At 71.3% G+C, this 22255-nt stretch carries 26 protein-coding genes and 1 tRNA gene; 10 read left to right on the forward strand and 17 right to left on the reverse strand.

Translation table 11 applies throughout. The features are described 5' to 3' along the window. Positions 1-42: 42 nt before the first annotated feature. The 6 genes from rlmB to ACLNEE_RS01180 form a co-directional block, all read right to left on the reverse strand. Positions 43-1878, reverse strand: a complete 1836-nt coding sequence (gene rlmB, locus ACLNEE_RS01155) for a 23S rRNA (guanosine(2251)-2'-O)-methyltransferase RlmB (protein WP_411422913.1) — start codon at positions 1876-1878, stop codon at positions 43-45. A 12-nt stretch (positions 1879-1890) separates the two neighbouring features. Beyond that, positions 1891-2322 (reverse strand): Mini-ribonuclease 3, encoded by a 432-nt coding sequence (locus ACLNEE_RS01160; RefSeq protein ID WP_411422912.1) that lies wholly within the window; start codon positions 2320-2322, stop codon positions 1891-1893. Next, on the reverse strand, positions 2303-2641 hold the full coding sequence (locus tag ACLNEE_RS01165) for an STAS domain-containing protein (RefSeq protein ID WP_411422911.1): 339 nt from the start codon (positions 2639-2641) through the stop codon (positions 2303-2305). Before ACLNEE_RS01165 ends, ACLNEE_RS01160 begins: the two co-directional genes overlap by 20 nt. 125 nt (positions 2642-2766) lie before the next feature. Continuing rightward, the gene (gene carA / locus ACLNEE_RS01170; RefSeq protein ID WP_411422910.1) at positions 2767-3930 is read right to left on the reverse strand and encodes a glutamine-hydrolyzing carbamoyl-phosphate synthase small subunit; all 1164 of its coding nucleotides are present in this window, start codon (positions 3928-3930) and stop codon (positions 2767-2769) included. Between the two features lie 74 nt (positions 3931-4004). Beyond that, entirely contained in the window at positions 4005-5048 is a 1044-nt protein-coding gene (trpD, locus tag ACLNEE_RS01175) for an anthranilate phosphoribosyltransferase (RefSeq protein ID WP_411422909.1), read from the reverse strand. Positions 5049-5286: 238 nt separating this feature from the next. Beyond that, entirely contained in the window at positions 5287-5613 is a 327-nt protein-coding gene (locus tag ACLNEE_RS01180; protein ID WP_411422908.1) for a DUF3288 family protein, read from the reverse strand. 120 nt (positions 5614-5733) lie between these two features. On the opposite strand from ACLNEE_RS01180, the gene ACLNEE_RS01185 reads away from it, so the two are divergent. The 7 genes from ACLNEE_RS01185 to ACLNEE_RS01215 all read left to right on the forward strand — a co-directional run bounded on the left by ACLNEE_RS01185 (position 5734) and on the right by ACLNEE_RS01215 (position 9613). Continuing rightward, positions 5734-7485 carry an ABC transporter ATP-binding protein gene (locus tag ACLNEE_RS01185; RefSeq protein WP_411422907.1) on the forward strand — a complete coding sequence of 584 codons (1752 nt, stop codon included), beginning with the start codon at positions 5734-5736 and terminating at the stop codon, positions 7483-7485. An 87-nt stretch (positions 7486-7572) separates the two neighbouring features. Next, on the forward strand, positions 7573-7884 hold the full coding sequence (locus tag ACLNEE_RS01190; protein ID WP_459382399.1) for a hypothetical protein: 312 nt from the start codon (positions 7573-7575) through the stop codon (positions 7882-7884). Between the two features lie 28 nt (positions 7885-7912). Continuing rightward, positions 7913-8650, forward strand: coding sequence for a peptide-methionine (S)-S-oxide reductase MsrA (msrA, locus tag ACLNEE_RS01195; RefSeq protein ID WP_411422905.1), 738 nt, complete (start codon positions 7913-7915; stop codon positions 8648-8650). Positions 8651-8661: 11 nt separating this feature from the next. Further along, the gene (locus tag ACLNEE_RS01200; RefSeq protein WP_411422904.1) at positions 8662-8958 is read left to right on the forward strand and encodes a hypothetical protein; all 297 of its coding nucleotides are present in this window, start codon (positions 8662-8664) and stop codon (positions 8956-8958) included. A gap of 31 nt (positions 8959-8989) precedes the next feature. Beyond that, positions 8990-9172 (forward strand): hypothetical protein, encoded by a 183-nt coding sequence (locus tag ACLNEE_RS01205; RefSeq protein ID WP_411422903.1) that lies wholly within the window; start codon positions 8990-8992, stop codon positions 9170-9172. Positions 9173-9231: 59 nt separating this feature from the next. Then, the gene (locus ACLNEE_RS01210) at positions 9232-9525 is read left to right on the forward strand and encodes a hypothetical protein (RefSeq protein WP_412006688.1); all 294 of its coding nucleotides are present in this window, start codon (positions 9232-9234) and stop codon (positions 9523-9525) included. A 14-nt stretch (positions 9526-9539) separates the two neighbouring features. Continuing rightward, positions 9540-9613, forward strand: a tRNA-Pro gene (locus ACLNEE_RS01215). 42 nt (positions 9614-9655) lie between these two features. Here the strand turns inward: ACLNEE_RS01215 and ACLNEE_RS01220 are convergent. Together ACLNEE_RS01220 and ACLNEE_RS01225 are read right to left on the reverse strand one after the other, a co-directional pair. Then, positions 9656-9952, reverse strand: a complete 297-nt coding sequence (locus ACLNEE_RS01220; protein WP_411422901.1) for a hypothetical protein — start codon at positions 9950-9952, stop codon at positions 9656-9658. Between the two features lie 119 nt (positions 9953-10071). Then, the gene (locus ACLNEE_RS01225) at positions 10072-10911 is read right to left on the reverse strand and encodes a 3'-5' exonuclease (protein WP_412006689.1); all 840 of its coding nucleotides are present in this window, start codon (positions 10909-10911) and stop codon (positions 10072-10074) included. A 97-nt stretch (positions 10912-11008) separates the two neighbouring features. Between ACLNEE_RS01225 and ACLNEE_RS01230 the strand changes: the two genes are divergently transcribed. Both ACLNEE_RS01230 and ACLNEE_RS01235 read left to right on the forward strand, forming a co-directional pair. After that, positions 11009-11470: a peroxiredoxin gene (locus tag ACLNEE_RS01230; RefSeq protein WP_411424315.1), complete on the forward strand. Its 462-nt coding sequence runs from the start codon at positions 11009-11011 to the stop codon at positions 11468-11470. Positions 11471-11506: 36 nt separating this feature from the next. Then, positions 11507-12253 carry a DUF1350 family protein gene (locus tag ACLNEE_RS01235; protein ID WP_411424313.1) on the forward strand — a complete coding sequence of 249 codons (747 nt, stop codon included), beginning with the start codon at positions 11507-11509 and terminating at the stop codon, positions 12251-12253. 43 nt (positions 12254-12296) lie between these two features. On the opposite strand, the gene ACLNEE_RS01240 is transcribed toward ACLNEE_RS01235, so the two are convergent. Together ACLNEE_RS01240 and acs are read right to left on the reverse strand one after the other, a co-directional pair. Then, complete coding sequence (locus ACLNEE_RS01240; RefSeq protein ID WP_411424312.1) at positions 12297-12923, reverse strand: DUF502 domain-containing protein; 627 nt, start codon at positions 12921-12923, stop codon at positions 12297-12299. A gap of 5 nt (positions 12924-12928) precedes the next feature. After that, complete coding sequence (gene acs / locus ACLNEE_RS01245; protein WP_411424311.1) at positions 12929-14896, reverse strand: acetate--CoA ligase; 1968 nt, start codon at positions 14894-14896, stop codon at positions 12929-12931. A 137-nt stretch (positions 14897-15033) separates the two neighbouring features. Here acs and ACLNEE_RS01250 point away from each other — a divergent pair, with 137 nt between their 5' ends. Further along, positions 15034-15519 carry a hypothetical protein gene (locus tag ACLNEE_RS01250; protein WP_411424310.1) on the forward strand — a complete coding sequence of 162 codons (486 nt, stop codon included), beginning with the start codon at positions 15034-15036 and terminating at the stop codon, positions 15517-15519. Here ACLNEE_RS01250 and ACLNEE_RS01255 read toward each other — a convergent pair. The 7 genes from ACLNEE_RS01255 to ACLNEE_RS01285 are packed head-to-tail and all read right to left on the reverse strand — an operon-like array spanning position 15462 to position 22254. Continuing rightward, entirely contained in the window at positions 15462-15947 is a 486-nt protein-coding gene (locus tag ACLNEE_RS01255; protein WP_411424309.1) for an ATP-binding protein, read from the reverse strand. The genes ACLNEE_RS01250 and ACLNEE_RS01255 overlap by 58 nt on opposite strands. 2 nt (positions 15948-15949) lie before the next feature. Further along, on the reverse strand, positions 15950-16972 hold the full coding sequence (locus ACLNEE_RS01260; RefSeq protein ID WP_411424308.1) for a sugar transferase: 1023 nt from the start codon (positions 16970-16972) through the stop codon (positions 15950-15952). Continuing rightward, the gene (locus ACLNEE_RS01265; RefSeq protein WP_411424307.1) at positions 16969-17454 is read right to left on the reverse strand and encodes a glycosyltransferase; all 486 of its coding nucleotides are present in this window, start codon (positions 17452-17454) and stop codon (positions 16969-16971) included. The genes ACLNEE_RS01260 and ACLNEE_RS01265 overlap by 4 nt, the downstream gene beginning before the upstream one ends. Next, positions 17451-17942 carry a UDP-N-acetylglucosamine--LPS N-acetylglucosamine transferase gene (locus tag ACLNEE_RS01270; RefSeq protein WP_411424306.1) on the reverse strand — a complete coding sequence of 164 codons (492 nt, stop codon included), beginning with the start codon at positions 17940-17942 and terminating at the stop codon, positions 17451-17453. Before ACLNEE_RS01270 ends, ACLNEE_RS01265 begins: the two co-directional genes overlap by 4 nt. 4 nt (positions 17943-17946) lie before the next feature. Continuing rightward, complete coding sequence (locus ACLNEE_RS01275; protein WP_411424305.1) at positions 17947-19998, reverse strand: glycosyltransferase family 2 protein; 2052 nt, start codon at positions 19996-19998, stop codon at positions 17947-17949. Further along, positions 19991-21265 carry a lipopolysaccharide biosynthesis protein gene (locus ACLNEE_RS01280; RefSeq protein WP_411424304.1) on the reverse strand — a complete coding sequence of 425 codons (1275 nt, stop codon included), beginning with the start codon at positions 21263-21265 and terminating at the stop codon, positions 19991-19993. The genes ACLNEE_RS01275 and ACLNEE_RS01280 overlap by 8 nt, the downstream gene beginning before the upstream one ends. Then, positions 21262-22254 carry a glycosyltransferase family 4 protein gene (locus tag ACLNEE_RS01285; RefSeq protein WP_411424303.1) on the reverse strand — a complete coding sequence of 331 codons (993 nt, stop codon included), beginning with the start codon at positions 22252-22254 and terminating at the stop codon, positions 21262-21264. The genes ACLNEE_RS01280 and ACLNEE_RS01285 overlap by 4 nt, the downstream gene beginning before the upstream one ends. Position 22255 lies beyond the last annotated feature (1 nt).

Consider the following 22255-nt stretch of genomic DNA (forward strand, 5'->3'; position numbering starts at 1 on the left):
CCCATTGTGCTCCTTGGTGGCAGCCAGGACGCCGCCCTGCGTTCAGAGCTGAACATCCCCGTGGAACTCAGGCTCTGCCGGGATCGTGAGGGCCGGCAGCCCAGGGTGCAGGGTCGGCGGGGCCTCGGGGCTCGCCGCTGACGGGATCTGGCTCCCGCCCTCGCTCCGGGCCTCCGGCTCCGGCTCCCGAGAGGCCTCCGGCTGGGCGGAAGGGGGCTGGGGTTCGAGTTCCGAAGACTCGGTCACAGCCGAATCCGGCGAATGCGGGGACTCCGGCGACTCGGTCCACTCGGTTGACCCGGTCGGTTCCTCGTCCACTTCGTCCACTTCGTCCACTTCGTCCGCAGGAGCTGCCTCAGCCAAGGCCTCGGCTGAGCCCACGTCCGGGGTCTCCGGAGCGGTCTGGGGGGAGGCGGCGGCCCCGGTGAGGGTCTCGATCACGCCGTCGAGGGTCGCCGCGATCGTGGACGCGATCGCCGTGCCGGTCTCCACAGCCGCCTCGGAGGCCAGGTTCACCTGCTCCTGCACGAGATCCGTGAGCGCCGCGCTCGCCGCTGGCAGCTGGGGCCGCTGGATCCGCGGCGCGGGCTGACCGCCGCGGAGGCCCTTCATCCACCCCCGCCGCGCCACTTCATAGAGCAGCAGCGCGGTGGCCACCGAGGCGTTGAGGCTGGGTGTGGCGCCCCGCAGCGGGATGCGCACCAGCTGGTCGCAGTGTTTGCGGGTGAGCATGGCGAGCCCGTCGCCTTCCGAGCCGGTCACGATCACCAGGGGACCCTCCAGGTCGGCCTCCTCGAGGCTGACGCTGCCCTCCGAGGCCAGACCCACCACCCGGTAGCCCTCCTGCTTGAGGGAGTCGAGGGCGCGGTTCAGGTTCACCACCCGGGCGACGGGCAGATGCTCGAGGGCTCCGGCGGCGACCTTCGCCACCGATCCGGTGAGGCCGGCGCTGCGGCGCTGCGGCAGCACCAGCCCATGGGCGCCGAGGGCCTCGGCGCTGCGGGCGATGGCCCCGAGGTTGTGGGGATCGGTGATGCCGTCGAGGGCCATCAGCAGGGGCGGTTCGCCCACAGCGCGGCAGCCGTCGATCAGCCCCTGGAGGTCGAGGGTCTCGGCCGCCGCCGTCTGCAGCACGATCCCCTGGTGCACGCCACCGCCGGTGAGCTGGCCCAGCCGTGCCCAGGTGACCTCCTCCACCAGCACCCCCGAGGCCTTGGCTTCACGCAGGAGCTGCAGGAAGCGGGGGCTGAAGCGCATCTCCGTGGTGCACCAGATGCGATGGATCGGCCGGCCGCTCTCCAGCACGGCCTGGGCGGAATGGCGGCCCCAGACCAGGTCGGTGGGTTGCTCGTCGCTGTGGCGCTCGGCCTCCGAAACCGGGGCCGGCGCCGGACGCTCGGCATCGATGACCACAGGGCGCAGCGGCGGACGGGTTGCCCCGGGGCGGCGGGGGCCGTCGAAACGGCGGGCGGCGGGACGGGAACCCTGGTCGCGACGCCCGGCGAAGCGGGGACGATCTCGGGGGTCCAGGGAGCGGCCTGCGCCCTCCCGGGGAGCGCCGCCGCGACCGGAGGGGGCGGGGCGTTCCGGCGAGCGCCGCACGAAGCCGCTGCGCTCGCCCTGGCTGCGGGCAGCGGAACCGCGGCCGGCTCCAGGCCTGGCGGCGTCCCAGGCCCCCGGCTCAGTCTCGGGCCTTCGGCTCCGGAAGCGACCGGGGTCCCGGCCGCCTTCGCGGGAGAAGTCGGGGCGGCCATCCCGCGGCGAGGGGCGGCCCCCATCGCGGCCGAAATCCCGACCGAGATCGCGGCCGGGTCGCGCGGCCCCGCGGCCCCCGTTACCCATCCGTCTGTCCGGACGGCGCTCGAATCGAGGGCTCATGGTGTGACCAGCCTAGGGATCGTTGTCGTTCAAGTGATCTAGCAGTTCGACCAGCCGGGGGGGATCGTGGAGAAAGAGCCAGCCCAGCAGCGCCTCGAAGCCCGTCGCCTGGCCGTAGGCACCCGGATCACCGCCACGGGGGCCCTGGCCGGCCCGGTTGCGTCCGCGGCGGACCAGATCCCGCTCCGCCTCGGACAGCCAGGGCTCGAGCCGCGACAGCAGCCGGGCCTGGGCGTCGGCCCGCACGGTGGCCACCACCTCACGGTGGAGATCCTGGGCCCGGCCGGGGGTGCGGCAGCGCTCCAGGCGCTGGTGCAGCTCCCACACCGCATCGCCGAGCCAGGCGAGCTGCACCGGGCTGAGCGCCCCTCGGGGGGGCTGGGGATGCAGGCCGGCCAGCCAGCTCGCCGCGCCTGCGGGGGACTCAGGCGGCGAGGCTGCCAAGGGCGGTGTCGAGGTCGGGCTGGAGATGCAGGAACTCCTCCAGCCGCACCAGTTTCACGGTCTGCACCACCCGGGCGTTGCCGACGAGCAGAAACTTCTGCGCATCGGCGTTGCACTGCTTGGCCAGCTGCACCAGGGCACCGAGACCGGAGGAGTCGATGAAGTCGATGTGGGTGAGATCGACCACCAGGGGCTGGCCAGGGCTGCGGTGGCTGGCGATGAAGGTACCGAACTGCTTGTCGGAGTAGGCATCCAGCTGGCCGGTGAAGCGAAACAGCTGGCACCGGGCCTGCTGCTCAAAGCCCCCGCGCAGTGACACCGTGAGACGCTGCAGGTCGTTGATGGCTCTGCCCCCGAGGCGTATCTGCGGGGAGTGTAGGGGTCCGTTGCGGATGTGGCAGGAGGGGCTCGAGGCTCGCCGCAGAGCAGGGCGAAAGGCCCGTCTCAGCGCGCGTCCCGCGCCCGCCGTTCCGCCATCAGGGCGACGAAACGGGCGAAGTGATGGTCGGCGTCGTGGGGGCCTGGACTGGCCTCCGGGTGGTATTGCACCCCGAACACCGGCTGATCCCGCAGGGCGAGGGCGGCGACGGTGCCGTCGTTGAGGTTGTGGTGGGTGATCGCCACCCGGTCGGCCGGCAGCGAGTCGGCCTCGATGGCGAAGCCGTGGTTCTGGCTGGTGATCTCCACCTGGCCGGGGCTGCCGCAGGGGTGGTTGAGACCGCGGTGGCCGTAACCCAGCTTGAAGCGCCTGCCGCCGAGGGCCAGCGCCAGGATCTGGTGGCCCAGGCAGATGCCGAAGACCGGCAGATCGGGCTGAACCAGGAGGTCCCGGGCCAGGGCGATGCCGCTGGTCACCGCCGCCGGATCACCGGGCCCGTTGGAGAGGAACACCCCCTCGGGCTGATGGCTCAGCACCTGCTCCAGGCTGGCGCTGGCCGGCAGCACGGTGACGGAGCAGCCATGGGCCACCAGCCGCTCGAGGATCGCCCGCTTGATCCCGTAATCCACGGCCACGACCCGGTAGGGGCGATCGGGAAGGCTCTGGGGGCGGACGTCGAAGTCGGCGCTGCAGGTCGCGTCCCACTGGTAGGGCTCGGAGGTGGTGACCACCGAGGCCAGATCGAGGCCCTGCATCGCCGGTGCGGCGCGCACCTGGTCGAGCAGGGCCTCCGGGCTGGTGCCGTCGCTGCTGATCGCCCCGTTGATCGCCCCGCCCTCGCGCAGGTGACGCACCAGGGCGCGGGTGTCGACGCCGCGGATGCCCACCACCCCGTGGGAGCGCAGCCAGCCGTCGAGGTCGCCCTCGGAGCGCCAGTTGCTGGCGACGGGCGAGGTCTGGCGGGCGATCACGCCGCGCACGTGGGGGTGGTCGGCCTCCTGGTCGGACGCATTGATGCCGGTGTTGCCCAGCTCCGGATAGGTGAAGGTGACGAGCTGGCCCGAATAGCTCGGGTCGGTCATCACCTCCTGGTAGCCGGTCATGCCGGTGTTGAACACGACCTCCCCGATCGCCGTGCCAACCGCGCCGAAGGCCTCGCCTCGCAGCAGGGTGCCATCGGCAAGCACCAGCAGGGCAGCGGAACTGGGAGCCGTCACGGCATCTCCCATGGCTGGATGGGCTCGAGTAAGGCCATCATGGCGGGTGGTGCTGGCAGGGCTGGCGGGTGGTGCGGGCAGGCGCCTCAGGCTCCGCCGTCAGGCGCAAGAGCTTCGCGCAGATCGACCAGCTTCTGCCAGGCCGCCCCCTCGGCCATGGCCTGCCGGGCGGGTGCACAGCCCTCGGCCGGGCTGTCCACCCGGCCCGCCGCCCAGAGCACCAGGGCCGTGTTGAGGGCGACCACGTCCTGCTGGGGCTGGGTTCCGCGGCCCTGCAGCACCGCTTCCAGGATGGCCTGGTTGGTGGCGAGGTCGCCGCCGGCCAGGGCCTCGTTGGGGGCCGTGGCCATGCCGAGGCTGGCGGGGTCGAGCTGCTCGGCGCGCAGCGTGTTCCCCTCCACCAGCCGCAGCTCGTTCACGCCGGCCAGGGAGGCCTCGTCAAGCCCACCGGCCCCGTGCACCACCACCGCCCGCCGCAGGCCCAGCCGCTGCAGGGCGCCGGCGATCGGATCGAGCAGGTCGTGGCGGGCGACACCGAGCACCTGGGCCTCGGGCCGCAGGGGATTGACCAGCGGCCCGAGCAGGTTGAACACCGTGCGCACGCCGAGGCTGCGGCGCAGGGGCGCCAGGCCGACCAGGGCCGGATGCCAGCCCGGGGCGAACAGGAAGGTCACCCCGGTGCGCGGCAGGGCGGCCACGACCTGCTCCTGGGGGGCCTGGAGGTGGAGGCCGAGTGCCTCGAGCACATCGGCGGAGCCGACCTTGCCGCTGGCGCTGCGGTTGCCGTGCTTCGCCACGGCCACGCCACAGGCGGCGGCCACGAAGGCCACGGCGGTGGAGATGTTGAAGGTGTCGGCCCCGTCCCCGCCGGTGCCGCAGGTGTCGACCAGCGCCAGATCCGGCCGCGCAGCCTGCAGGGGGCAGGCGTCGCGCAGCACCGCGGCCATGGCGGCCAGCTCCTCGGCGTTCACCCCCTTGGCCCGCAGGGCGGCCAGCAGGGCACCGGTGAGCTCCGGGGGCAGCTCCTCGGCCAGCCAGCCGCGCATCAGCGCGCTGGCCTGCTCAGCGGTGAGGGAGACACCCTGCAGGAGCGACTCCAGCAGCGGGGGCCAGGAGGGGGCTGGGGCCATGGCGGGCGGAACGACTCGGGGCCAGATTGGCGGCCAGAGACTGACGGCCAATAAAAAGCCCGGGTGCGAAGCACGCCGGGCCGGGTGATGGGGACTCTCCCACTATCACCCGAAGCGGGAGAAAATGTCGAAGTGCAACCCGCACCGATCCGGGCGCCATGACGCGGCGGCGGCGGGCTGCCACCACCCGGCGCAAAGCGAGCGAGCTGAGACCCATGGGCTGGGCTGGGCAGCGGGCTCAGCTCTCCTGATCCGCCGTGTCGAAACCCGATCCCACCGCCTCGGCGGCGGTGGGGGACGGGCGGAAGCCGGCCGCCCAGATCGCCCGCGTCCGCTCATGCAGGGCCGGGCGGGTGAGCTTCCAGAAGCGCAGCGCCTTCGCCAGATCGTCCTGGATGTCGCGGGCACCGGGAAATCCTTCGTAACGCATCAGCAGCCGGGCCGCATCCACCAGATCGCCGTCGCTGGGTTCCTGCACCGCCAGGAGCCGGTCGACCACCTCCCGGTCCAGGGCATGGAGGGGATGGATCTGGTCCGGGGCGCTCTCGGAGCCGGGCTGGGCCATGGGGGCGGAACACGGGACGGCGGGGCTCCCAGCGTGGCGGAAGGGGCCCCGTGGCGGAAGCCCCCGGCGCGGCATGGGGAGCCGCGATCCCTAGGTTGGGGCCCTGTTGGTGATCGCTGTGTGGGTGCCCTCCGGCTCGATCTGATCCGGCGCTACCTGCGCCCCCACCGGCGCACGGTGCTGTTCGGCATGGGCGCACTGGTGGTGGTGAACCTGCTGAGCGTGAGCATTCCGCTGCTGGTGCGGCGGGTGATCGACGACCTGCAGGATGGCTTCGCGCTCCGCGACGTGCTGGCCCAGGCGGCGCTGATCATGGCGCTGGCCACGGTGATGGGCGGAGTGCGGCTGCTCTCGCGGCTGCTCGTGTTCGGGGTCGGCCGCCAGGTGGAGGCGGACCTCAAGCAGCAGATCTTCGACCACCTGCTGCTGCAGGAGCCGGGCTGGGTTCAGAGCACGGGCAGCGGCGAGGTGATCAGCCGCGCCACGAGCGATGTGGAGAACGTGCGGCGCCTGCTCGGGTTCGCGGTGCTGAGCCTCACCAACACGGCGCTGGCCTACGCGCTCACCCTGCCGGCGATGCTCTCGATCGACCCCTGGCTGAGCCTGGCGGCCGTGGGCCTCTACCCGCTGATGCTGGTGACCGTGCGGATGTTCGGCGGCCGGATGATGCGCCAGCAGCGTCGCCAGCAGGAGGCCCTGGCGGGGCTGAGCGACCTGATCCAGGAGGACCTCTCCGGCATCAGCGCCATCAAGATCTACGGCCAGGAGGCCACCGAACAGCAGGCCTTCGCCGGCCGCAACCGGCGCTACCGCGACGCGGCCCTCGGCCTGGCCCGCACCCGCAGCACCCTGTTCCCGCTGCTGGAGGGCATCTCCTCGATCAGCCTGCTGCTGCTGCTGGCGCTGGGCAGCGGCCAGCTCGCGAGCGGCCGGCTGAGCATCGGCGATCTGGTCGCCCTGATCCTGTTCGTGGAGCGGCTGGTGTTCCCCACCGCCCTGCTGGGCTTCACGCTCAACACCTTCCAGACGGGCCAGGTGAGCCTGGAGCGGGTGCAGGAGCTGCTGGAGCGGCGCCCCCTGGTCGAGTCGCCCACCGACCCCCTGCCCCTGCGGCGCCGGGGCCATGGGGCGCTCGAGGCCCGGGGGCTGACGGTGCGCTACCCGGGCGCCCAGCGCCCGGCCCTGGTGGATGTGAGCTTCCGGCTCCAGCCGGGGGAACTGGTGGCCGTGGTCGGTCCGGTGGGCTGCGGCAAGACCACCCTGGCCCGCGCCCTGGGACGGATGGTGGAGGTGGAGCCCGGGGAGCTCTGGATCGACGGCAACGACGTCACCCGGCTGAGCCTGGGGGACCTGCGCCGCCAGGTGGCCCTGGTGCCCCAGGAGGGCTACCTATTCACGGCAAGCCTGGCGGACAACCTCCGCTACGGCGATCCGGACGCCGACCTGGCGGCCGTGGAACAGGCCGCCAGGCAGGCCCGCCTGGAGGGGGACATCAAGGGCTTTCCGGATGGCTACCGCACCCTGGTCGGCGAGCGGGGCATCACCCTCAGCGGCGGGCAGCGCCAGCGCACCGCCCTGGCCCGGGCCCTGCTCGTCGATGCCCCGCTGCTGGTGCTGGACGACGCCCTGGCCAGCGTGGACAACACCACCGCCGCCGAGATCCTGCGGACGATCCGCGGCGAGCAGGGGCGCACGATCCTGATGATCAGCCACCAGCTGTCGGCGGCGGCCGCCTGCGACCGGGTGCTGGTGCTCGAGGACGGTCGCCTGGTGCAGGAGGGCCACCACGAGGAGCTGCTGGCGACGCGCGGCACCTACCGGCGTCTGTGGGCGCGGGAGCAGGCCTCGGAACAGCTGCGGGCCGCCGGCTGAGCCGGCGGGGCCCCCGGGGCGGGGGCGCTTCTCTCAACAGATGTTGAGGGAAGCGAAGATCAGCGCCGGTGCTGGCTTGAGTGGGACGTGTCGATCCCCCTTCCGTTCCGTCCGGTCCCTGCCATGGCGTCCGTCAGCCCTTCGGACAACCAGGTCTACGACCTGCGCTGCACGCTCACCTTCGGTGACATCTACGGCCAGATCCTGATCTGGATGGTGGTGATTTTCGTGAGCCTGGCGGCCGGTCTGGCGCTGATGGGGGCCAGCAAGCCGATCTTCGCCCTGGTGGGCGTCGGGCTGATCCTGGTGGTGTCGCTGCCCTTTCTGCTGTTCGCCTTCACCACCACCCTGCTGAACCACATCGCCCTGGAGCCCCGGGCGGCCACCCCGCCGGCCTGACTAGGCTCCGACCAGTCGCGCCTCGGCGGTGTTCGGTCTGTTTCAGCAGGGTCAGCGCCAGGAGACGCCCCTGGGTTCCGCGGACGGGTCCAGCACGGCCGGGCCCCTCCATGCCGTTCTGGGCACACCGATCCTGGCCGAGCCCGGCGCAGGGCAGGGCGAAGCCCTGTTCGGCTGCGGCTGCTTCTGGGGGGCCGAGAAGGGCTTCTGGCGGCTGCCGGGCGTGGTGACCACCGCCGTGGGCTACGCCGGCGGCGCTCAGGCCCAGCCCACCTACCAGCAGGTCTGCTCCGGCCGCACCGGCCACAGCGAAGTGGTGCGGGTGGTGTGGGACGAGGCGACGATCGGCTTCAGTGATCTGCTCAAGCTGTTCTGGGAGTGCCACGACCCCACCCAGGGCGACCGGCAGGGCAACGACCGGGGCTCCCAGTACCGCTCGGTGATCTACGTGGACGCCCCGGAGGCCCTGGCCCTGGCCGAGGCCAGCCGCGACGCCTACCAGGCCCTGCTGGGCCAGGCCGGCTTCGGCCCGATCACCACCGAGATCAGCAGCCACCAGCCGTTCTGGCCGGCGGAGGTCTACCACCAGCAGTATCTGGCCAAGCCCGGCAGCCGCCCCTACTGCTCCGCCCAGCCCAGCGGCCAGCGGCTCGGCGCCTTCCCCGGTGCGGAGTTCCGGCTCGACCCACGCGTCTGGGACTGCTACGACTGGTCGGTCAGCCACTGCGTGCTGCGTGGCGAGAACACCCCCATCCGTCTCAGCTGAGCCCGCCACCGATGCCGTCCCTCCTGCTGTCCCTGGCGCTGCTGGCCCAGGGATCCCCCTGGTGGGAGCACTACGACAGCTCCGAGACCTTCCTGTGCCCCAACCAGGGCAGGGTGCGGGTCGAGCGCAACGACGCCCAGGCCTCGCTGATCAGCGGCGGCTCGCGTTCCACCTACTTCCGCGAGCGCTCCGAGCTGGCCGGGATCCGCTACACCAACCGGCGTACCACCCTGATCCTGCGGGGCGACATCCTCACGCTCGAGCAGCTGCCCAGCCGCATCGACTGCACCCGCACGGAACAGGTGTGATGCCGCTCGCCCTCCCCCCTCGCCCGAGTCCATGAACCCGCTGCCGGATCGCGTCGTCGTCGTGGTGCTGCTGACCACCATCGGCCTGTGCTTCGCCCTGGTGCTCTGGACGGTGCGCCTCAACCCGCGGCTCGAGCCGCCGCTGCAATGGCGCGACGCGCCCTCGGCGGAGCGGCCCGGCTGGCCATCCGGAGCGGCCGACCGTCTGCTGTGAGTGCCCCGAGCGAACCGCCGAGCCGGGAGCCCGGGCAGCCCCAACGCCAGCTCCACCCCTTGCCGCGGGGGCTGGTGGAGCTCTACGGCCTGCTGGCGGTGCTGTTCGTGCTGGTGCCCGAGTGGATGGCCGGCAGCCTGCTGCTGGGCCTGAAGGACCAGCGCGAGGGGGAACCGCTGCCGCCGGCCACGGCGGCCTGGAGCCGTTTCCCCGAACTGCGGCTGGCGAGCCTGTCGCTCGCCGAGCTGCGGCAGCTGGCCCGCCGGCTGCGGCTGTGCGGCTATGCCGCCGAGTCGCGGGAGCGGCTCGCCGCCCGGCTGCTGCGGCGGCTCAGACGGCGGAAAGCGTTGTGATAACTTCCTTCTGCCGGGGCGTAGCGCAGCTTGGTAGCGCACCACTTTGGGGTAGTGGGGGTCGTGGGTTCAAATCCCGCCGCTCCGATCCAACCGGCTCCTGCTCCTCCTCCCGTGGGGGGTGAGAGCCTCACTCGTAGCTCTCTCCGCCGGCTTCCCCAGCCGGCTTTTTGATGGCCTGCCGCTCCAGCTGACAGGGGCTGAGCCGGGTGCGCACTCCGAAGCCGGCGAGCCAGCGGTTCACCCGCCCCCGCAGCAGCGGGGGCACCTCCTGGAGGAGCAGACCCAGTTCGCCGGCGGCAAGGCGCCGCAGGCTGGGCACATCGACATGCCAGAGGGCCTCCGCCTCGCGGATCAGCCGCGCCCAGCTGCGGCACACCTGCCAGCGCATCAGCTGCTGGCGCGGGATGGGAGCGTCGCTGGCCATGGCGTCACGGCCTCGGTTCCCTTCAGGGTGGTGCGACCTGCGGCGGGGGGGAGCCGAAGCCACCGCTGGCCTTCAACCAATGGAAGGAAATCGGTTGGCAGGTAAGCCTGCCCGAGGGCTCAGGCGGCCTGGGTTTCGGACTCCACCCGCTGCACCGGGAAGGGCAGGGCACGGGCTTCCCGCTCGCTCAGCCGGCGGGTCCAGGCCCCGCGCACCGGATCGTTCCAGCGGAAGCCCGCCGCCTTGGCCTGGTGCCGCTCGGCATAGGAGAGCTGGGCGCGGAACAGGGCCCGGGGTTCGAGGGCGGCCGTGAGCAGGGCCTCGAGGTCGTCGCAGCGCTCCAGCACCTGGGCCAGGTAGATGCAGTCGGTGAGGGCCCGGTGGGCGGCCCAGACGGGCACGCCATAGGCCAGGGCGAGATCCCGCACCGAGGGGCAGGGGCGCAGCTGGCGCTCCGCCGGCCAGCGGATGTCCTCCATCGAGCAGATCCAGGGGCGTTCGATGGCCGGCAGCTCGCCGTGCCCGAACCACTGGCGATCGAAGCCGGCGTTGTGGGCCAGCACGGCGTCGGCATGCTCCAGCATGGCGACGAAGCAGGCCAGACCCTGCCGCCACGGCTGGGGGAGCTGGGTCACCCCGGCGGGGATGCCGTTGATCGGTTCGGCCGGATTGGCTGGGGCGGGCAGCAGGAACGACACCTGGCTGAGCACGGCCCGGGCGGGCACGTGGAACAGGATGGCGCCCACTTCGATGCAGTGGTCACTGGCAGGGTCGAGGCCGGTGGTCTCGGTGTCGAGGATCAGCAGGGTGCGGGGCGGGCCCGGCTCGCCCGCCCGGGGCGCCGCCGGGATCGCGGAGGGGCGGGGGGCCGATGAGAGCCTGGCCGGTGGCGGCGGCGCAGGGGCCAGCAGATCGGTCTGCTGCCAGAGGTCAGGTTGCTCCGGAGTCGCGCCGGTCACGGACTGGGCCCTTGCAGCTGCACCCATGGTCCCAGCCCCGGGCGGAGGCGTCCATCGCCGGCGCCGCTGCCTAGGGTCGTGGCCACTTTGCTGCACAGTGATGGGCCTGGCCGCCGGCGACCGCGCACCCCTGATCGCCCTCACCGACCAGAACGGCACCGAACGGCGCAGCGACAGCCTGGGCGGCAAGGCGCTGGTGCTGTTCTTCTATCCCAAGGACGACACCCCCGGCTGCACGATGGAGGCCTGCGCCTTCCGCGACAGCTACGCCGACCTGCAAGGGCTCGGGGCGGAGGTCTGGGGGGTGAGCGGCGACGACGCCGCCAGCCACCAGCGCTTTGCCCAGCGCCACAACCTGCCCTATCCGCTGCTGGTGGACCGGGGCAATGGCCTGCGCAAGGCCTTCGGGGTGCCGGGGGTGCTGGGCCTGCTCCCCGGCCGGGTGACCTACGTGATCGACGGGGAGGGGGTGATCCGCCACGTGTTCAACAACCTGCTCGACGGTCCGGCCCACCGGCGCGAGGCCATCGCGGCGCTGCAGCGCCTCCAGGGGAGCTGAGGCCGGACCGATCGGCGGCAGACGGGGCACGCGGCGATGATGCGGTGGCGGCAGCAGGGGGAGCTCTGGGGGCTGGAGCCGGCGGGCCCGCCCCGCGGCCTGATCGAGTTCATCGGCGGCAGCTACCTGGCCGCCACCCCCCAGCTGAGCTACCGGCGCTTGCTCGAGGCCCTCGCGGCACGGCAGTGGCGGGTGCATGCCTGGAGCTACGTGCCGGGTTTCGACCACCAGGCCCAGGCGAACAGCGCCTGGCGGCTGTTCCGCCAGCTGCGCGAGGGCGACCCGCCGATGGCCGCCGCCCCGGGCCAGGGCAGGCCTCCCCTGCTGCGGCTGGGCCACAGCCTGGGCTGCAAGCTCCACCTGCTGGCCCCCGATGGGGGCCGGCGCTGCGATGGGCTGGTGGCCCTGAGCTTCAACAACTTCTCGGCGGAGCGCTCGATCCCGCTGCTGGCGGAACTGGGGCAGCAGTTCCGCTTCCGCAGTGAATTCAGCCCCTCGCCGGAGGAGACGCTGGTGCAGATCGCCGCCAACTACCGCCAGCCGCGCAACCTGCTCGTGCGCTTCAGCCGCGATGGCATCGACCAGAGCCGCCGGCTGATCGGGGTGCTGCAGGGGCGGCCGGGGGATGCCTCGACGCTGGTGGAGCTGCCGGGGGATCACCTCACGCCGGCCAGCGGCGGGCTGCGGCGCCAGCTGCTGGGGGAGTGGGCCGACGATCCGTCGCGGCAGCGGGCGATGGAACGGCTGGCGGATCAGATCACCGCCTGGGCCGGACTGGGGTAGCTCTCCCGCCTGCGCCGATCTGTCCCTGGCCTGATCAGGCCGATCACTCCAGCGGCTTGGGCCGCAGCGGGCCATGGCGTTGCTCGAAGGCCTTCACCATGGCCGCGCTGCCGGAGCCCCAGCGCGCCACGCTCTGCATCGCCTCGGTGAACGGCACATCGAGGAGGTGCACCCGGCTGGCATCCACCACGAGCACCGCTCCGGCAAAGGGGGTCGGGATGGACGGCACGAACACCGTGAAGCGTCCATCGGCGAACTCCTCGATGACGAACGCCGGCAGCAGGCCCTCATCGCTCTCGAAGAAGGCCGGTTTCCACACGTTCTCTTCGCTGGTGCCCAGCAGCTGCTGAAACAGGCTGCGGAACAGCGAGTAGCCCGGAATCCGGTCATAGAGACGGCGTTCCAACCGCTGGTGGATCGCATGCCCGGCCGGCGTGGCCACCACGAACCCCACCAGCAAGCAGATCGCTGCCAGCAACAGCAGCGAGAGCACCTTTTCCACCGGCAGGGAATCCGGCACCACCAGTGCCAGCGGCTTCACCAGCCCGCCGACGGCCTTCATCGCCTTGACCAGCAGCAGAAAGCTGAGGTAAGCCGGCACCACGATCAGCAGGCCCCGGAAGAAGGTGTTCACGAGCGTCTCCTCCAGCCGCCGCGCCTTGAGGCCCATGGGCGTCACACGCGCAGCTGATCGAGCACGGAGCGATCCTCCAGGGTGGAGGTGTCGCCGCTCACCTCCTCCCCAGCCGCCAGGGCCCTCAGAATCCGGCGCATGATCTTGCCGCTGCGCGTCTTGGGCAGGGCATCACTGAAGCGGATCACATCCGGCCGGGCGATCGGACCGATCTCCTGGCCCACATGGCCGCGCAGCTCCGCCATCAGCGCGTCGTCGCCACTGCGGCCCGCCTCCAGGGTGACGAAGGCCACGATCCCCTCGCCCTTGAGCTCATCGGGCCGGCCCACCACGGCGGCCTCCGCCACCGCCGGATGGCTCACCAGGGCGGATTCGATCTCCATCGTGCCAAGCCGGTGCCCCGACACGTTGATCACGTCATCCACGCGGCCCATCACCCAGAAGTAGCCGTCGGCATCCCGGCGGGCGCCGTCGCCGGCGAAGTAGAGCCAGCTGCCGTCGGCCGGACGGATGTGCTCCCAGTAGCTCTTGCGGAAACGCTCGGGATCGCCGTGCACCGTGCGCATCATTCCCGGCCAGGGGCGCCGCACCGCCAGATAGCCGCCCGCATCAGCGGGCTGGGAGCGGCCCTCCAGATCCACGATGTCCGCGGCGATGCCGGGCAGCGGCAGGGTGCAGGAGCCCGGCTTGGTGGGGGTGGCCCCGGGCAGGGGGCTGATCATCACGCCGCCGGTCTCGGTCTGCCACCAGGTGTCCACCACCGGGCAGCGGTCGCCGCCGATCACATCCCGATACCACATCCAGGCCTCGGGGTTGATCGGTTCGCCCACGGTGCCGAGGATCCGCAGGGTGCCCATGTCGTACTGGTCGGGCACCTCCCGCCCGCTCTTCATGAAGGCCCGGATCGCCGTGGGCGCCGTGTAGAAGATGCTCACCCGGTGCTTCTGGATCACCTCCCAGAAGGCGCCCGGTTTGGAGGGCCGCGGCGCCCCCTCGTACATCACCGTGGTGGCACCGTTCGAGAGCGGCCCGTACACGATGTAGCTGTGCCCGGTGATCCAGCCCACATCGGCCGTGCACCAGTGCACGTCGTCCTCCCGGATGTCGAAGATCCACTGGAAGGTGAGGTGGGCCCAGAGGTTGTAGCCGGCGGTGGTGTGCACCACCCCCTTGGGCTTGCCGGTGGAACCGGAGGTGTAGAGCACGAAGAGGCGGTCTTCGCTCTCCATCGGCTCGGCCGGGCAGTCGGCGCTCTGGCCATCGACGAGCTCATGCCACCACAGATCGCGGCCCTCCGCCATGGCGCAGTCCTGCTCCGTGCGCCGCACCACCAGCACGTGCTCCACGCTGGGGGCGGCGCCATCGGCCAGGGCCGCATCCACCGCCGGCTTGAGGGCCACGGCCTTGTCCTTGCGGAAGCCGCCGTCGGCGGTGATCACCAGCTTCGCCTGGCCATCGATCAACCGGTCGCGCAGTGCCTCGGCCGAGAAGCCGCCGAACACCACCGAGTGGGGGGCGCCGATGCGGGCGCAGGCCAGCATGGCGATGGCGGCCTCCGGCACCATCGGCATGTAGAGCGCCACCAGATCCCCCTTGCCGATGCCCAGCGCCCTGAGGGCATTGGCGGCCCGGCACACCGCGGCGTGCAGCTCGCGGTAGGTGAAGCGGCGCGTGTCGCCCGGCTCCCCCTCCCAGATCAGGGCCGTCTTGTCGGCCCGCGGGCCGTCGAGATGGCGGTCGAGGCAGTTGACGCTCAGGTTGGTGCGGCCGCCGCCGAACCAGGTGGCGAAAGGCGGCTGGCTCCAGTCGAGCACCGTGTCGAACGGTTCGAACCAGTGGAGATGCTCCCGCGCCAGGCGGCCCCAGAAGGCCTCGGGGTCGCTCTCCGCCTCGGCGGCCAGGGCGCGGTAGGCCTCCATGCTGCCGATCCGGGCCGAGGCGGCCAGCTCGGCCGGCGGGTGGAAGACCCGGCCTTCCTGCAGGACCGATTCGATCGTGGCCTCGGGCATCGCCAGGGCAGTAGCGGCTGCCTCATTGTGGAGCGGCGGGCCGGAAGCGGCCGCTGAGCGCGCCAGGGCAGAGACCACACGACACACTGGGGCAGCACCAGGGTTCCGGATCAGCCCGCATCAGCCCGCCTCTGCCCATGGTCGGCTCGCCCCTCCAGCGCCACGGCACACCCCGGGCCAGTGCCCGCGGTGCGCTCTACACCACCCACCACGACCGGCCCGTGGCCGGCCGGGCCTGGTGTTTCTGGTACCTGCAGACCAGCAAGAAGGTGTGGTTCGCCGTCGAGCGCCGGGCCGTGGAGCACCTGGAGCCGGTGTTCACCTACGACGGCCGGCCGATCCTGCATCACAGTGAGCGCACCACGTCATGGACCCGCGCGCTGCCGCCCTACGCCGGCCGGCCAGCCGTGAGCTGGGGCGACTTCCTCGGCACCGGCTTCGCCCCCGGGCCCGCCGGCACCGGGCTCTACCTGCAGCTCTGGACCCGCTGGACCTGGCTCCACCCGGAGGCCTGCGGCCGGCCCGAGCAGTTCGGTGTCGACTTCTTCGACCCGTGCGCTCCGCCTCAGCAGAGTGGCTTCTGCAGCACCAGCACGTTGCCCCCCTCCGGCAGCGGGTCGTAGTGGATCGACCAGCCGTGCTGGCGGTGCAGCCGCAGCAGCATGATCAGCCCCCAGTGGGACTCGCGCTCCGGCAGGGCCGTGGGGTCAGCTGGTTCGCTTCCACCTGCGCCATCGGCCGTGTCCTCCAGGGCCCGCCAGACCGCCGGGATGTCGAAGAACGGGCCGTGGTCACGAATCCGGATCCGCAGCCCTGTGGCGTCATACGCCACGTCGACCTCGATGGCGGGCGGGCTGGCCAGGGGGGCATGGGCATGGCGCACGGCGTTGGTGAAGCCCTCGACCAGGGCGGTCTGGGCCTGGACCCAAATCAGGGGATCGAGGGAAGGGGGCTGGACCTGGGAAAACCAGGCGAGCAGCGCCGAGGTCTCCTCCAGCCGGCTGGGGAACCGGGCGGATCGGCTGGTGGGGGTGGCGTCGGCAGCGGCCATCGTCAGCTGGCCCCTGAGCGCTTGCTGAAGATCACCGCCAGTGTCTTGAAAATCAGCCGGATGTCGTACCAGAAGCTCCAGTTCTCCTGGTAGCGAAGGTCGAGGCGGATCACGTCCTCGAAATCCAGCACGGTGGAGCGGCCATTCACCTGCCACTCACCGGTGAGCCCCGGGCGCACATCGAGACGCTGCCAGTTCGGCACGGCGTAGCGGTCCACCTCATCGGGGGTGGGCGGTCGGGTGCCCACCAGGCTCATGTCGCCGATCAGCACATTCCAGAACTGGGGCAGCTCATCGAGGCTGGTGCGCCGCAGAAAGCGGCCGACCCGGGTGATGCGGGGATCCTTGGCATTCTTGAAGAAGGCCCCCGAGGCCTCGTTGCGCACCGTGGAGCGCAGCGCCTCGGCGTTGACCACCATCGAGCGCAGCTTCCACAGGCGGAACCGCCGCCCCATCCATCCCATCCGCACCTGGCCGAAGAGGATCGGCCCGGGGCTGTCGAGCCGGATCGCCAGGGCCAGAAAGGGAAACAGCACCAGGGTGATCGCCAGACCCACCAGGGACCCCACGATGTCGAGCACCCGCTTGGGCCTTGAGCGCACCGAGGGATGGGTGATCGCCGGCCGCTCCTTGGCATGCACCGCCTGGGACGGGTTCAGGCCCTCGGTGCCCTCCTGCAGCGGCAGAGCCTGCTCGAGGCCCATCAGCGAGAAGGCCAGCTTCACCTGCGCCCCGGCACTCCAGGCCTCCACGGGAAGGCCGTGGTGGCGGGCCAGCTTCAGGTTGGGGATCAGGGAACCGAGACCGCTGCTGTCGATCAGCTCGGTGCGGCTGAAGTCCAGCACCAGCCGCCGGGTGTCGGGAAACCGTGCCAGCAGCTCCTCCAGGGCCTGGCGGAAGGCCACGGCCTCGGTCACGGTGAAGCGCCGCGGAAAGCCGAGCAGCAGCAGACCCCGGTGGAAGGTGACCCCGACCCCATGAGGGCCGGTCGGGGCTGCGGAGCCGTTGGCCGGAAGGCTGGTCATGGGCGGACGGGAAAGAGCTGCTCCAGGCGGGTGCAGACCGCCTCGGCGGCGGCCACCGAGAGATCGCCGATCGACACCCGGCTGGGCCGCGCCAGGAAGCGCACCAGATCGCCGGGCCCCCAGCCGATCGGCACACCCATCGAGGCCAGGGCCTGGGCCAGTTCCACCTGGTGGTCGTCCACGTGTTCCTGGTAGCGCTGGCTGCGGGGCACCAGCAGGAACGGGGTCTCCATGCCGTCGAGCAGCAGCACCGTGCCCTCACCGCAGTGGGCGATCACCAGGCGGGCCCGCCGCACCAGATCCTGGAAATCGTGCTCCTTCAGCAGGCGGTAGACCTTCGCGCCCCCGGGCAGCACCGTGCAGGTGCCGTACTGCACCACCACCTCCTCATCCCCCAGGAGGTCCTGCTGGATCAGCAGCTCCACCCATCCCATCAGGCGGTTGAAGGGGAACTTCTCGGTTCCGACCGTCACCAGGATCATGGCAGGGGTCCTCCTTCTGCAGGGATCAGCTCGGCATGGATCTGCTCGGCCCGGATCAGCTCGGCCCGGGGATAGCGGGCCTGCACCTGGGGCCAGTGAACGAAGAGCCGATCCAGGAAGGGCAGCACGAGCCGGGCGGAGAGGCTCAGGCTCTCGATGCGGGTGATCGACTCCACGAACACCGTGCGGCAGCCCAGCAGCTTGCCCACGATGAGAAAGGGCACGGCGACGCCAGCTCCGGTGCTGAGGATCACATCCGGGCGCTGGCGGCGCAGCTCACGCCAGGAGAGCAGGCCGTTGCGCAGCAGGTTGGGCAGATGGCGGTTGGTGGGGCTGTGGGCCCAGCGCACCGACTCCCCTTCCAGCGCAGCCCTGGTGGTGGCGGTGTCGAAGGTCACCCAGCTCCGCTGGTGCTGGCTCCAGAAGCGCCGCAGCTGGAGCAGGCCCTTGAAATGCCCCCCGGACGAACAGACCAGCAGGAGTCGCATCCGTTCAGCTCCGCTCGGCCCGGGCAGGCGTGCGCATCGCCAGGCGCTGGCTGAGGCCCGTGATCGGCATCATCACCGATTCCAGCCCTCGGTACAGCGGCCGTGGAAGCAGCACGCCCAGAAATCCCGCCGCCAGGGTGATCAGCGTACGCAAGGGCTCCTCCAGCAACAGCCGCGGGTAGCCCCGCAGGGCCCGCAACACCAGCCGGGTGCCGAGAGCGGGCTGCCGTTCACGGATCGCCCGTCGCGACAGGTAGCGCAGCTGGTAGGCCCTGGCGCGGGCCCCGTGGGCGCGGATCAGCTCAGGGGCGTAGCCGGCTGTCTTGTCGATCACCCGCTGCCAGCTGGCGAACTGCTTGTCGATGTTGGCTGAGAGGCCACCGCTGCTCACCCGGTACTGCGTGAGCGCTTCCGGAATGCCCTCGATCCCCCAGCCGCTGGTCAGGGCAATCCGCAGCCAGCACTCGATGTCCTCGGACTGGCGAAAGCTGTCATCGAACCAGTAACTCTCGACGCTGCCGTAGAGGTTGGCCTCGAAGCGGATCGCCTCGAGGACCTCCCGCCGCATCACCACGCAGGATCCGTTGCTGATCGGATTGCGGCAGAGGATCACTTCCGGGGTGATCCCGTGGAGCGCCGGGGTCTGGTAGATCCCGAGCGGCTTGCCCTCGGCATCGATGAAGGCGGAGCGGGAGTAGCTCACCCCCACCCCGGGCTGGGCGCGCAGATGCTGCACGTGGCGTTCGATCTTGGTCGGCAGCCAGAGGTCGTCACTGTCCAGAAAGCCCAGCACGGCGCCCCGGGCCTGGCGGATGCCCGTGTTGCGGGCACCCGCCAGGCCGCGGTTGCGCTGCTGGATCACCCGGATCCTCGGATCGTCGTAGCGGCGGCAGATCGCCACCCCGTCATCGGTGGAGCCGTCGTCGACCACCAGGATCTCCAGGTGGCTGTAGGTCTGGGCGAGCACCGATTCCAGACTGGCCGCCACGGTGGCCGCTGCGTTGTACAGGGGCATGACCACCGAGACCAGGGGATGCTCGGGAAGTTCGATCGGAAGCACAGGCGAGGGCACGGTGCGGGCGGGGGAGAGTGGGGCGGGGGTGCCCCGCGGCCGGGGCCACCATGGCGCCAGCAGGGGCCGGGCGAAGACCGCCACGACCGTGGGCAGGGTGCGGCGCGGCTCCCGCAGCAGCCGCCACGGATCCGACCTCAGGGCCCGCACGATGAAATCCCGGCCCTGGGCCGGCGGTACGGAGAGACGCAGCGAGCGTCGGGCCAGGTAGCGCAGATGCACGGCCTGGGCTTCGGCGAAATGCCGCGCCACCAGATCCGGCGCGTAGCCCCGCACCTGCTCGATCAGGCGCAGCCAGCCCCGCTCCATCCGCTCCAGGCTGGCCGAAAGCCCCGCCGTGCTGGTGCGGTAGTAGGTGAGCACCTGGTCCAGCGGCTCGATCCTCCAGCGCCCGGCACTGGCCAGGCGCACCAGCCACTCGAGGTCCTCCGAATAGCTCATCTCGGCCACGAAGCCACCGATCGCCTCGAACACCTCCCGACGCACCACCCAGTTGGAGGTGGTGGTGGTGGGGTTCTCGGCCAGCAGTCCGGCGGCGGTCAGCGGCAGGGGCGGCAGGGAGGCGATCCCCCCCGTGGGGCGCCCCTCGGGGGTCAGAAATTCCACCCGGGCAAAGCCGAGGCCCAGGCCCGGATCGCGCGTGAACTGGGCCAGGTGCCGCTCCAGCTTCTGCGGGTGCCAGAGGTCGTCGGCGTCCAGGAAGGCGATCAGCGGTGCCCGGCTGGCGGCCACACCGCGGTTGCGGCTGCGGGAGACCCCCGCGTTGGGCTGGCGCAGCAGGCGGATGCGGGGGTCCTGCGCGGTGACGGCGGCCACGATGGCGGCACTGTCGTCGCTGGAGCCGTCATCGATGGCGATCAGCTCCCAGTCGGGCAGGGTCTGGTTCTGAACGGTGCGCAGCGTCTCGCGGAGACAGGGGGCGGCGTTGTGGATCGGCATCACCACGGCCACCCGGGGGGAAGGGGCGGGGCTGGCGTCAGGCACCGACCGCTCCCCCCGGCCGCAGCAGCAGACGACGACCCAGCAGCAGGTAGAGCGGCTGCAGGCCCAGATGCACCAGGGCCACGGCGGCGGCCACCCCGAGCCCGCCCCAGCGGGTGCCGATCAGCACAGCGCCGGTGAGCACCACCGTGAACGCGAGGTTCCAGAGCAGATCCACCTGGGGCATCCCCACGGCGCGAAACAGCATCGAGGCGGCGTTGGCGAAGGGGCGGGACAGGGCCGAGAGACAGATCAACACCAGAATCGGCACGGCACCGGCCACCACCCATTTCTGGCCGAACACCAGCGGCACGTAGAGCGGCGCCAGGCTGGACTGCAGGGCCACGAGCGGCACGATCACCTTCGCGATCGTCCACAGGTTCTGGGAGAACCGCTCGCGCAGGGCCCGCGGTTCGGAGCGGATGGCGCAGAGGTCTGAATAGAGCGAAAGACCGAGGGCATTGATCACACTCAGACTCAATCCCAACCCCGCATTGAAGGCGAAGTAATACACGCCGAGCGCCTGCATGCCGATGAAGCGACCGATCAGGAGATAGTCGACATTCTCCCGGAACGTGTTGAGCAGCTCCACACCGAGGATGCGGCTTCCGAACCCCAGGATCCGGCGCCAGCGGTGCAGCGTGAACACCAGCTGGGGGCGCCAGGATTCGTAGCGGAACATCATCGCCACCCACACCGGCGCCACCAGCAGTTTCGGCAGCACGATGGCCCACATGCCGAAGCCCAGCACCGCCAGCACCCCGGTGAGGATGTTGTCGGCCACAACCTGGGCCAGATTGGTGAGGCTGAAGATCTTGAGGCGATTGTCGCGGCGCACCAGCGCCGTCTGCACCATGGCCAGCGGGTAGATCAGATAGGTGAAGCCCACCAGGATCACCGGAAGCACCAGCCTGCCGTTGCCGTAGAAACGGGCCACCAGAAAAGAGCCGCCCAACTGAACCAGAAACAGGCCGATGCCGATCAACCAGTTGAGGCACCAGGCGGTCTGGCAGAGCTCGGCGATTTCCTCCGCATCGGCCTGCACGAGCTTGTCACCGATGCCATTGCGGGTGAACACCCGCACGAACTCGGTCGTCATCAGCACGATCGCCGCCAGGCCGTAGTCCTCCGGCGTGAGCAGCCGGGCCAGCAGCACGGTGGCCACCAGCCGGGAGACACGGATCCCGATTTCACCCAGCCCCATCCAGCCGATGTTGCGAACGAAGCGGTCCTGGGGAAGGCGACGCCGAAGGCCCTCGATCCAGCTCATCGGGGCTCCGCCAGCAGGCCCTGCCATCCGTCGAGGTAGGCCTGCCAGGAACCCCGCGCCGAGTCACGGGCACCGCGCGACCAGGCCGCCCGCTCCTCCGGCGTGCTGGCCAGGAGCTGCTGCAGCGCGCCCGCCAGGCCCTCGGCGCTGGCGGCGGCAGCCTGCAGGCCGCAGCCGTCGACCTGCTCGGGGAGCCCATCCACGGGGCTCACGATCACCGGTCGGGCGGCGGCCCGGGCCTCGAGGCACACGTTGCCCCACGGCTCCCAGCGCGACGGGATGATCACGGCATCGGCGGCCGAGAGCAGCTCGGGGATGTCGTTGCGGGCACCCAGCAGCTCGATCCGGCCGTCAGGGCCGGCCAGGCGCTCGAGTTCCCGGCGCTGCTCCCCATCCCCCACCAGGCGGAGCTGCAGCGGGGCCTGCGGCAGCAGCGCCATCGCCCGGATCAGCAGGTCAAAACCCTTCTGGCGGGTGAGACGCCCGTAGGCCAGCAGGCGCAGGGGCGCTCCAGGCGGAACCGCTCCAGGGGGTGGCAGGGAGAGGAAGCCATCCAGGGGCCGGGAGGAGCAGATCAACCGCAGGCGCGGAGGGGGCACGAGCCCGGCAGCGCCCATCCAGGCCGCCTGGGCGCTCGAGACCGCCACAACCCGCTCCATGCAGCCGTAGGCCAGGCGGAGCATGGCGCGGAAGCGCCGCCTCGAGGGAACGGTGTGCTCCTCGAATCCCTGGCAGTAGTGGTGCTCGAACAGGATCTGACGGCAACGGCGCCTGGGCAGCAGGCGAGGCAGGGCCTTCCAGGAGGCGGCAACGTGCCACACCAGCAGCTCCGGAGCCCAGGAGGCCAGCGTCGACTTCAGTTCGTCCTGGCCGGTGACCTCGAAGCTGTGCTGCTGGCCCAGGCTGGAATCGGCGAGGCTGCGCAGGGTGGGGCGGATTCCGCCGGCCCAGCCCATGCCGCCGGAGGGAAGCACATGGAGCACGCGCATG

The sequence above is a fragment of the Aphanothece stagnina RSMan2012 genome (assembly GCF_046764815.1).
Taxonomy (GTDB): Bacteria; Cyanobacteriota; Cyanobacteriia; order PCC-6307; family Cyanobiaceae; genus NIES-981.

Excerpts from the sequence above, each read along its gene's own strand:
- rlmB (WP_411422913.1), bottom strand. The coding sequence starts at position 1,878 with ATGAGCCCTCGATTCGAGCGCCGTCCGGACAGACGGATGGGTAACGGG.
- carA (WP_411422910.1), bottom strand. The coding sequence starts at position 3,930 with ATGGGAGATGCCGTGACGGCTCCCAGTTCCGCTGCCCTGCTGGTGCTT.
- trpD (WP_411422909.1), bottom strand. The coding sequence starts at position 5,048 with ATGGCCCCAGCCCCCTCCTGGCCCCCGCTGCTGGAGTCGCTCCTGCAG.
- ACLNEE_RS01180 (WP_411422908.1), bottom strand. The coding sequence starts at position 5,613 with ATGGCCCAGCCCGGCTCCGAGAGCGCCCCGGACCAGATCCATCCCCTC.
- ACLNEE_RS01200 (WP_411422904.1), top strand. The coding sequence starts at position 8,662 with ATGCCGTCCCTCCTGCTGTCCCTGGCGCTGCTGGCCCAGGGATCCCCC.
- ACLNEE_RS01205 (WP_411422903.1), top strand. The coding sequence starts at position 8,990 with ATGAACCCGCTGCCGGATCGCGTCGTCGTCGTGGTGCTGCTGACCACC.
- ACLNEE_RS01220 (WP_411422901.1), bottom strand. The coding sequence starts at position 9,952 with ATGGCCAGCGACGCTCCCATCCCGCGCCAGCAGCTGATGCGCTGGCAG.
- ACLNEE_RS01235 (WP_411424313.1), top strand. The coding sequence starts at position 11,507 with ATGATGCGGTGGCGGCAGCAGGGGGAGCTCTGGGGGCTGGAGCCGGCG.
- ACLNEE_RS01240 (WP_411424312.1), bottom strand. The coding sequence starts at position 12,923 with ATGGGCCTCAAGGCGCGGCGGCTGGAGGAGACGCTCGTGAACACCTTC.
- acs (WP_411424311.1), bottom strand. The coding sequence starts at position 14,896 with ATGCCCGAGGCCACGATCGAATCGGTCCTGCAGGAAGGCCGGGTCTTC.
- ACLNEE_RS01250 (WP_411424310.1), top strand. The coding sequence starts at position 15,034 with ATGGTCGGCTCGCCCCTCCAGCGCCACGGCACACCCCGGGCCAGTGCC.
- ACLNEE_RS01255 (WP_411424309.1), bottom strand. The coding sequence starts at position 15,947 with ATGGCCGCTGCCGACGCCACCCCCACCAGCCGATCCGCCCGGTTCCCC.
- ACLNEE_RS01260 (WP_411424308.1), bottom strand. The coding sequence starts at position 16,972 with ATGACCAGCCTTCCGGCCAACGGCTCCGCAGCCCCGACCGGCCCTCAT.
- ACLNEE_RS01265 (WP_411424307.1), bottom strand. The coding sequence starts at position 17,454 with ATGATCCTGGTGACGGTCGGAACCGAGAAGTTCCCCTTCAACCGCCTG.
- ACLNEE_RS01270 (WP_411424306.1), bottom strand. The coding sequence starts at position 17,942 with ATGCGACTCCTGCTGGTCTGTTCGTCCGGGGGGCATTTCAAGGGCCTG.
- ACLNEE_RS01280 (WP_411424304.1), bottom strand. The coding sequence starts at position 21,265 with ATGAGCTGGATCGAGGGCCTTCGGCGTCGCCTTCCCCAGGACCGCTTC.
- ACLNEE_RS01285 (WP_411424303.1), bottom strand. The coding sequence starts at position 22,254 with ATGCGCGTGCTCCATGTGCTTCCCTCCGGCGGCATGGGCTGGGCCGGC.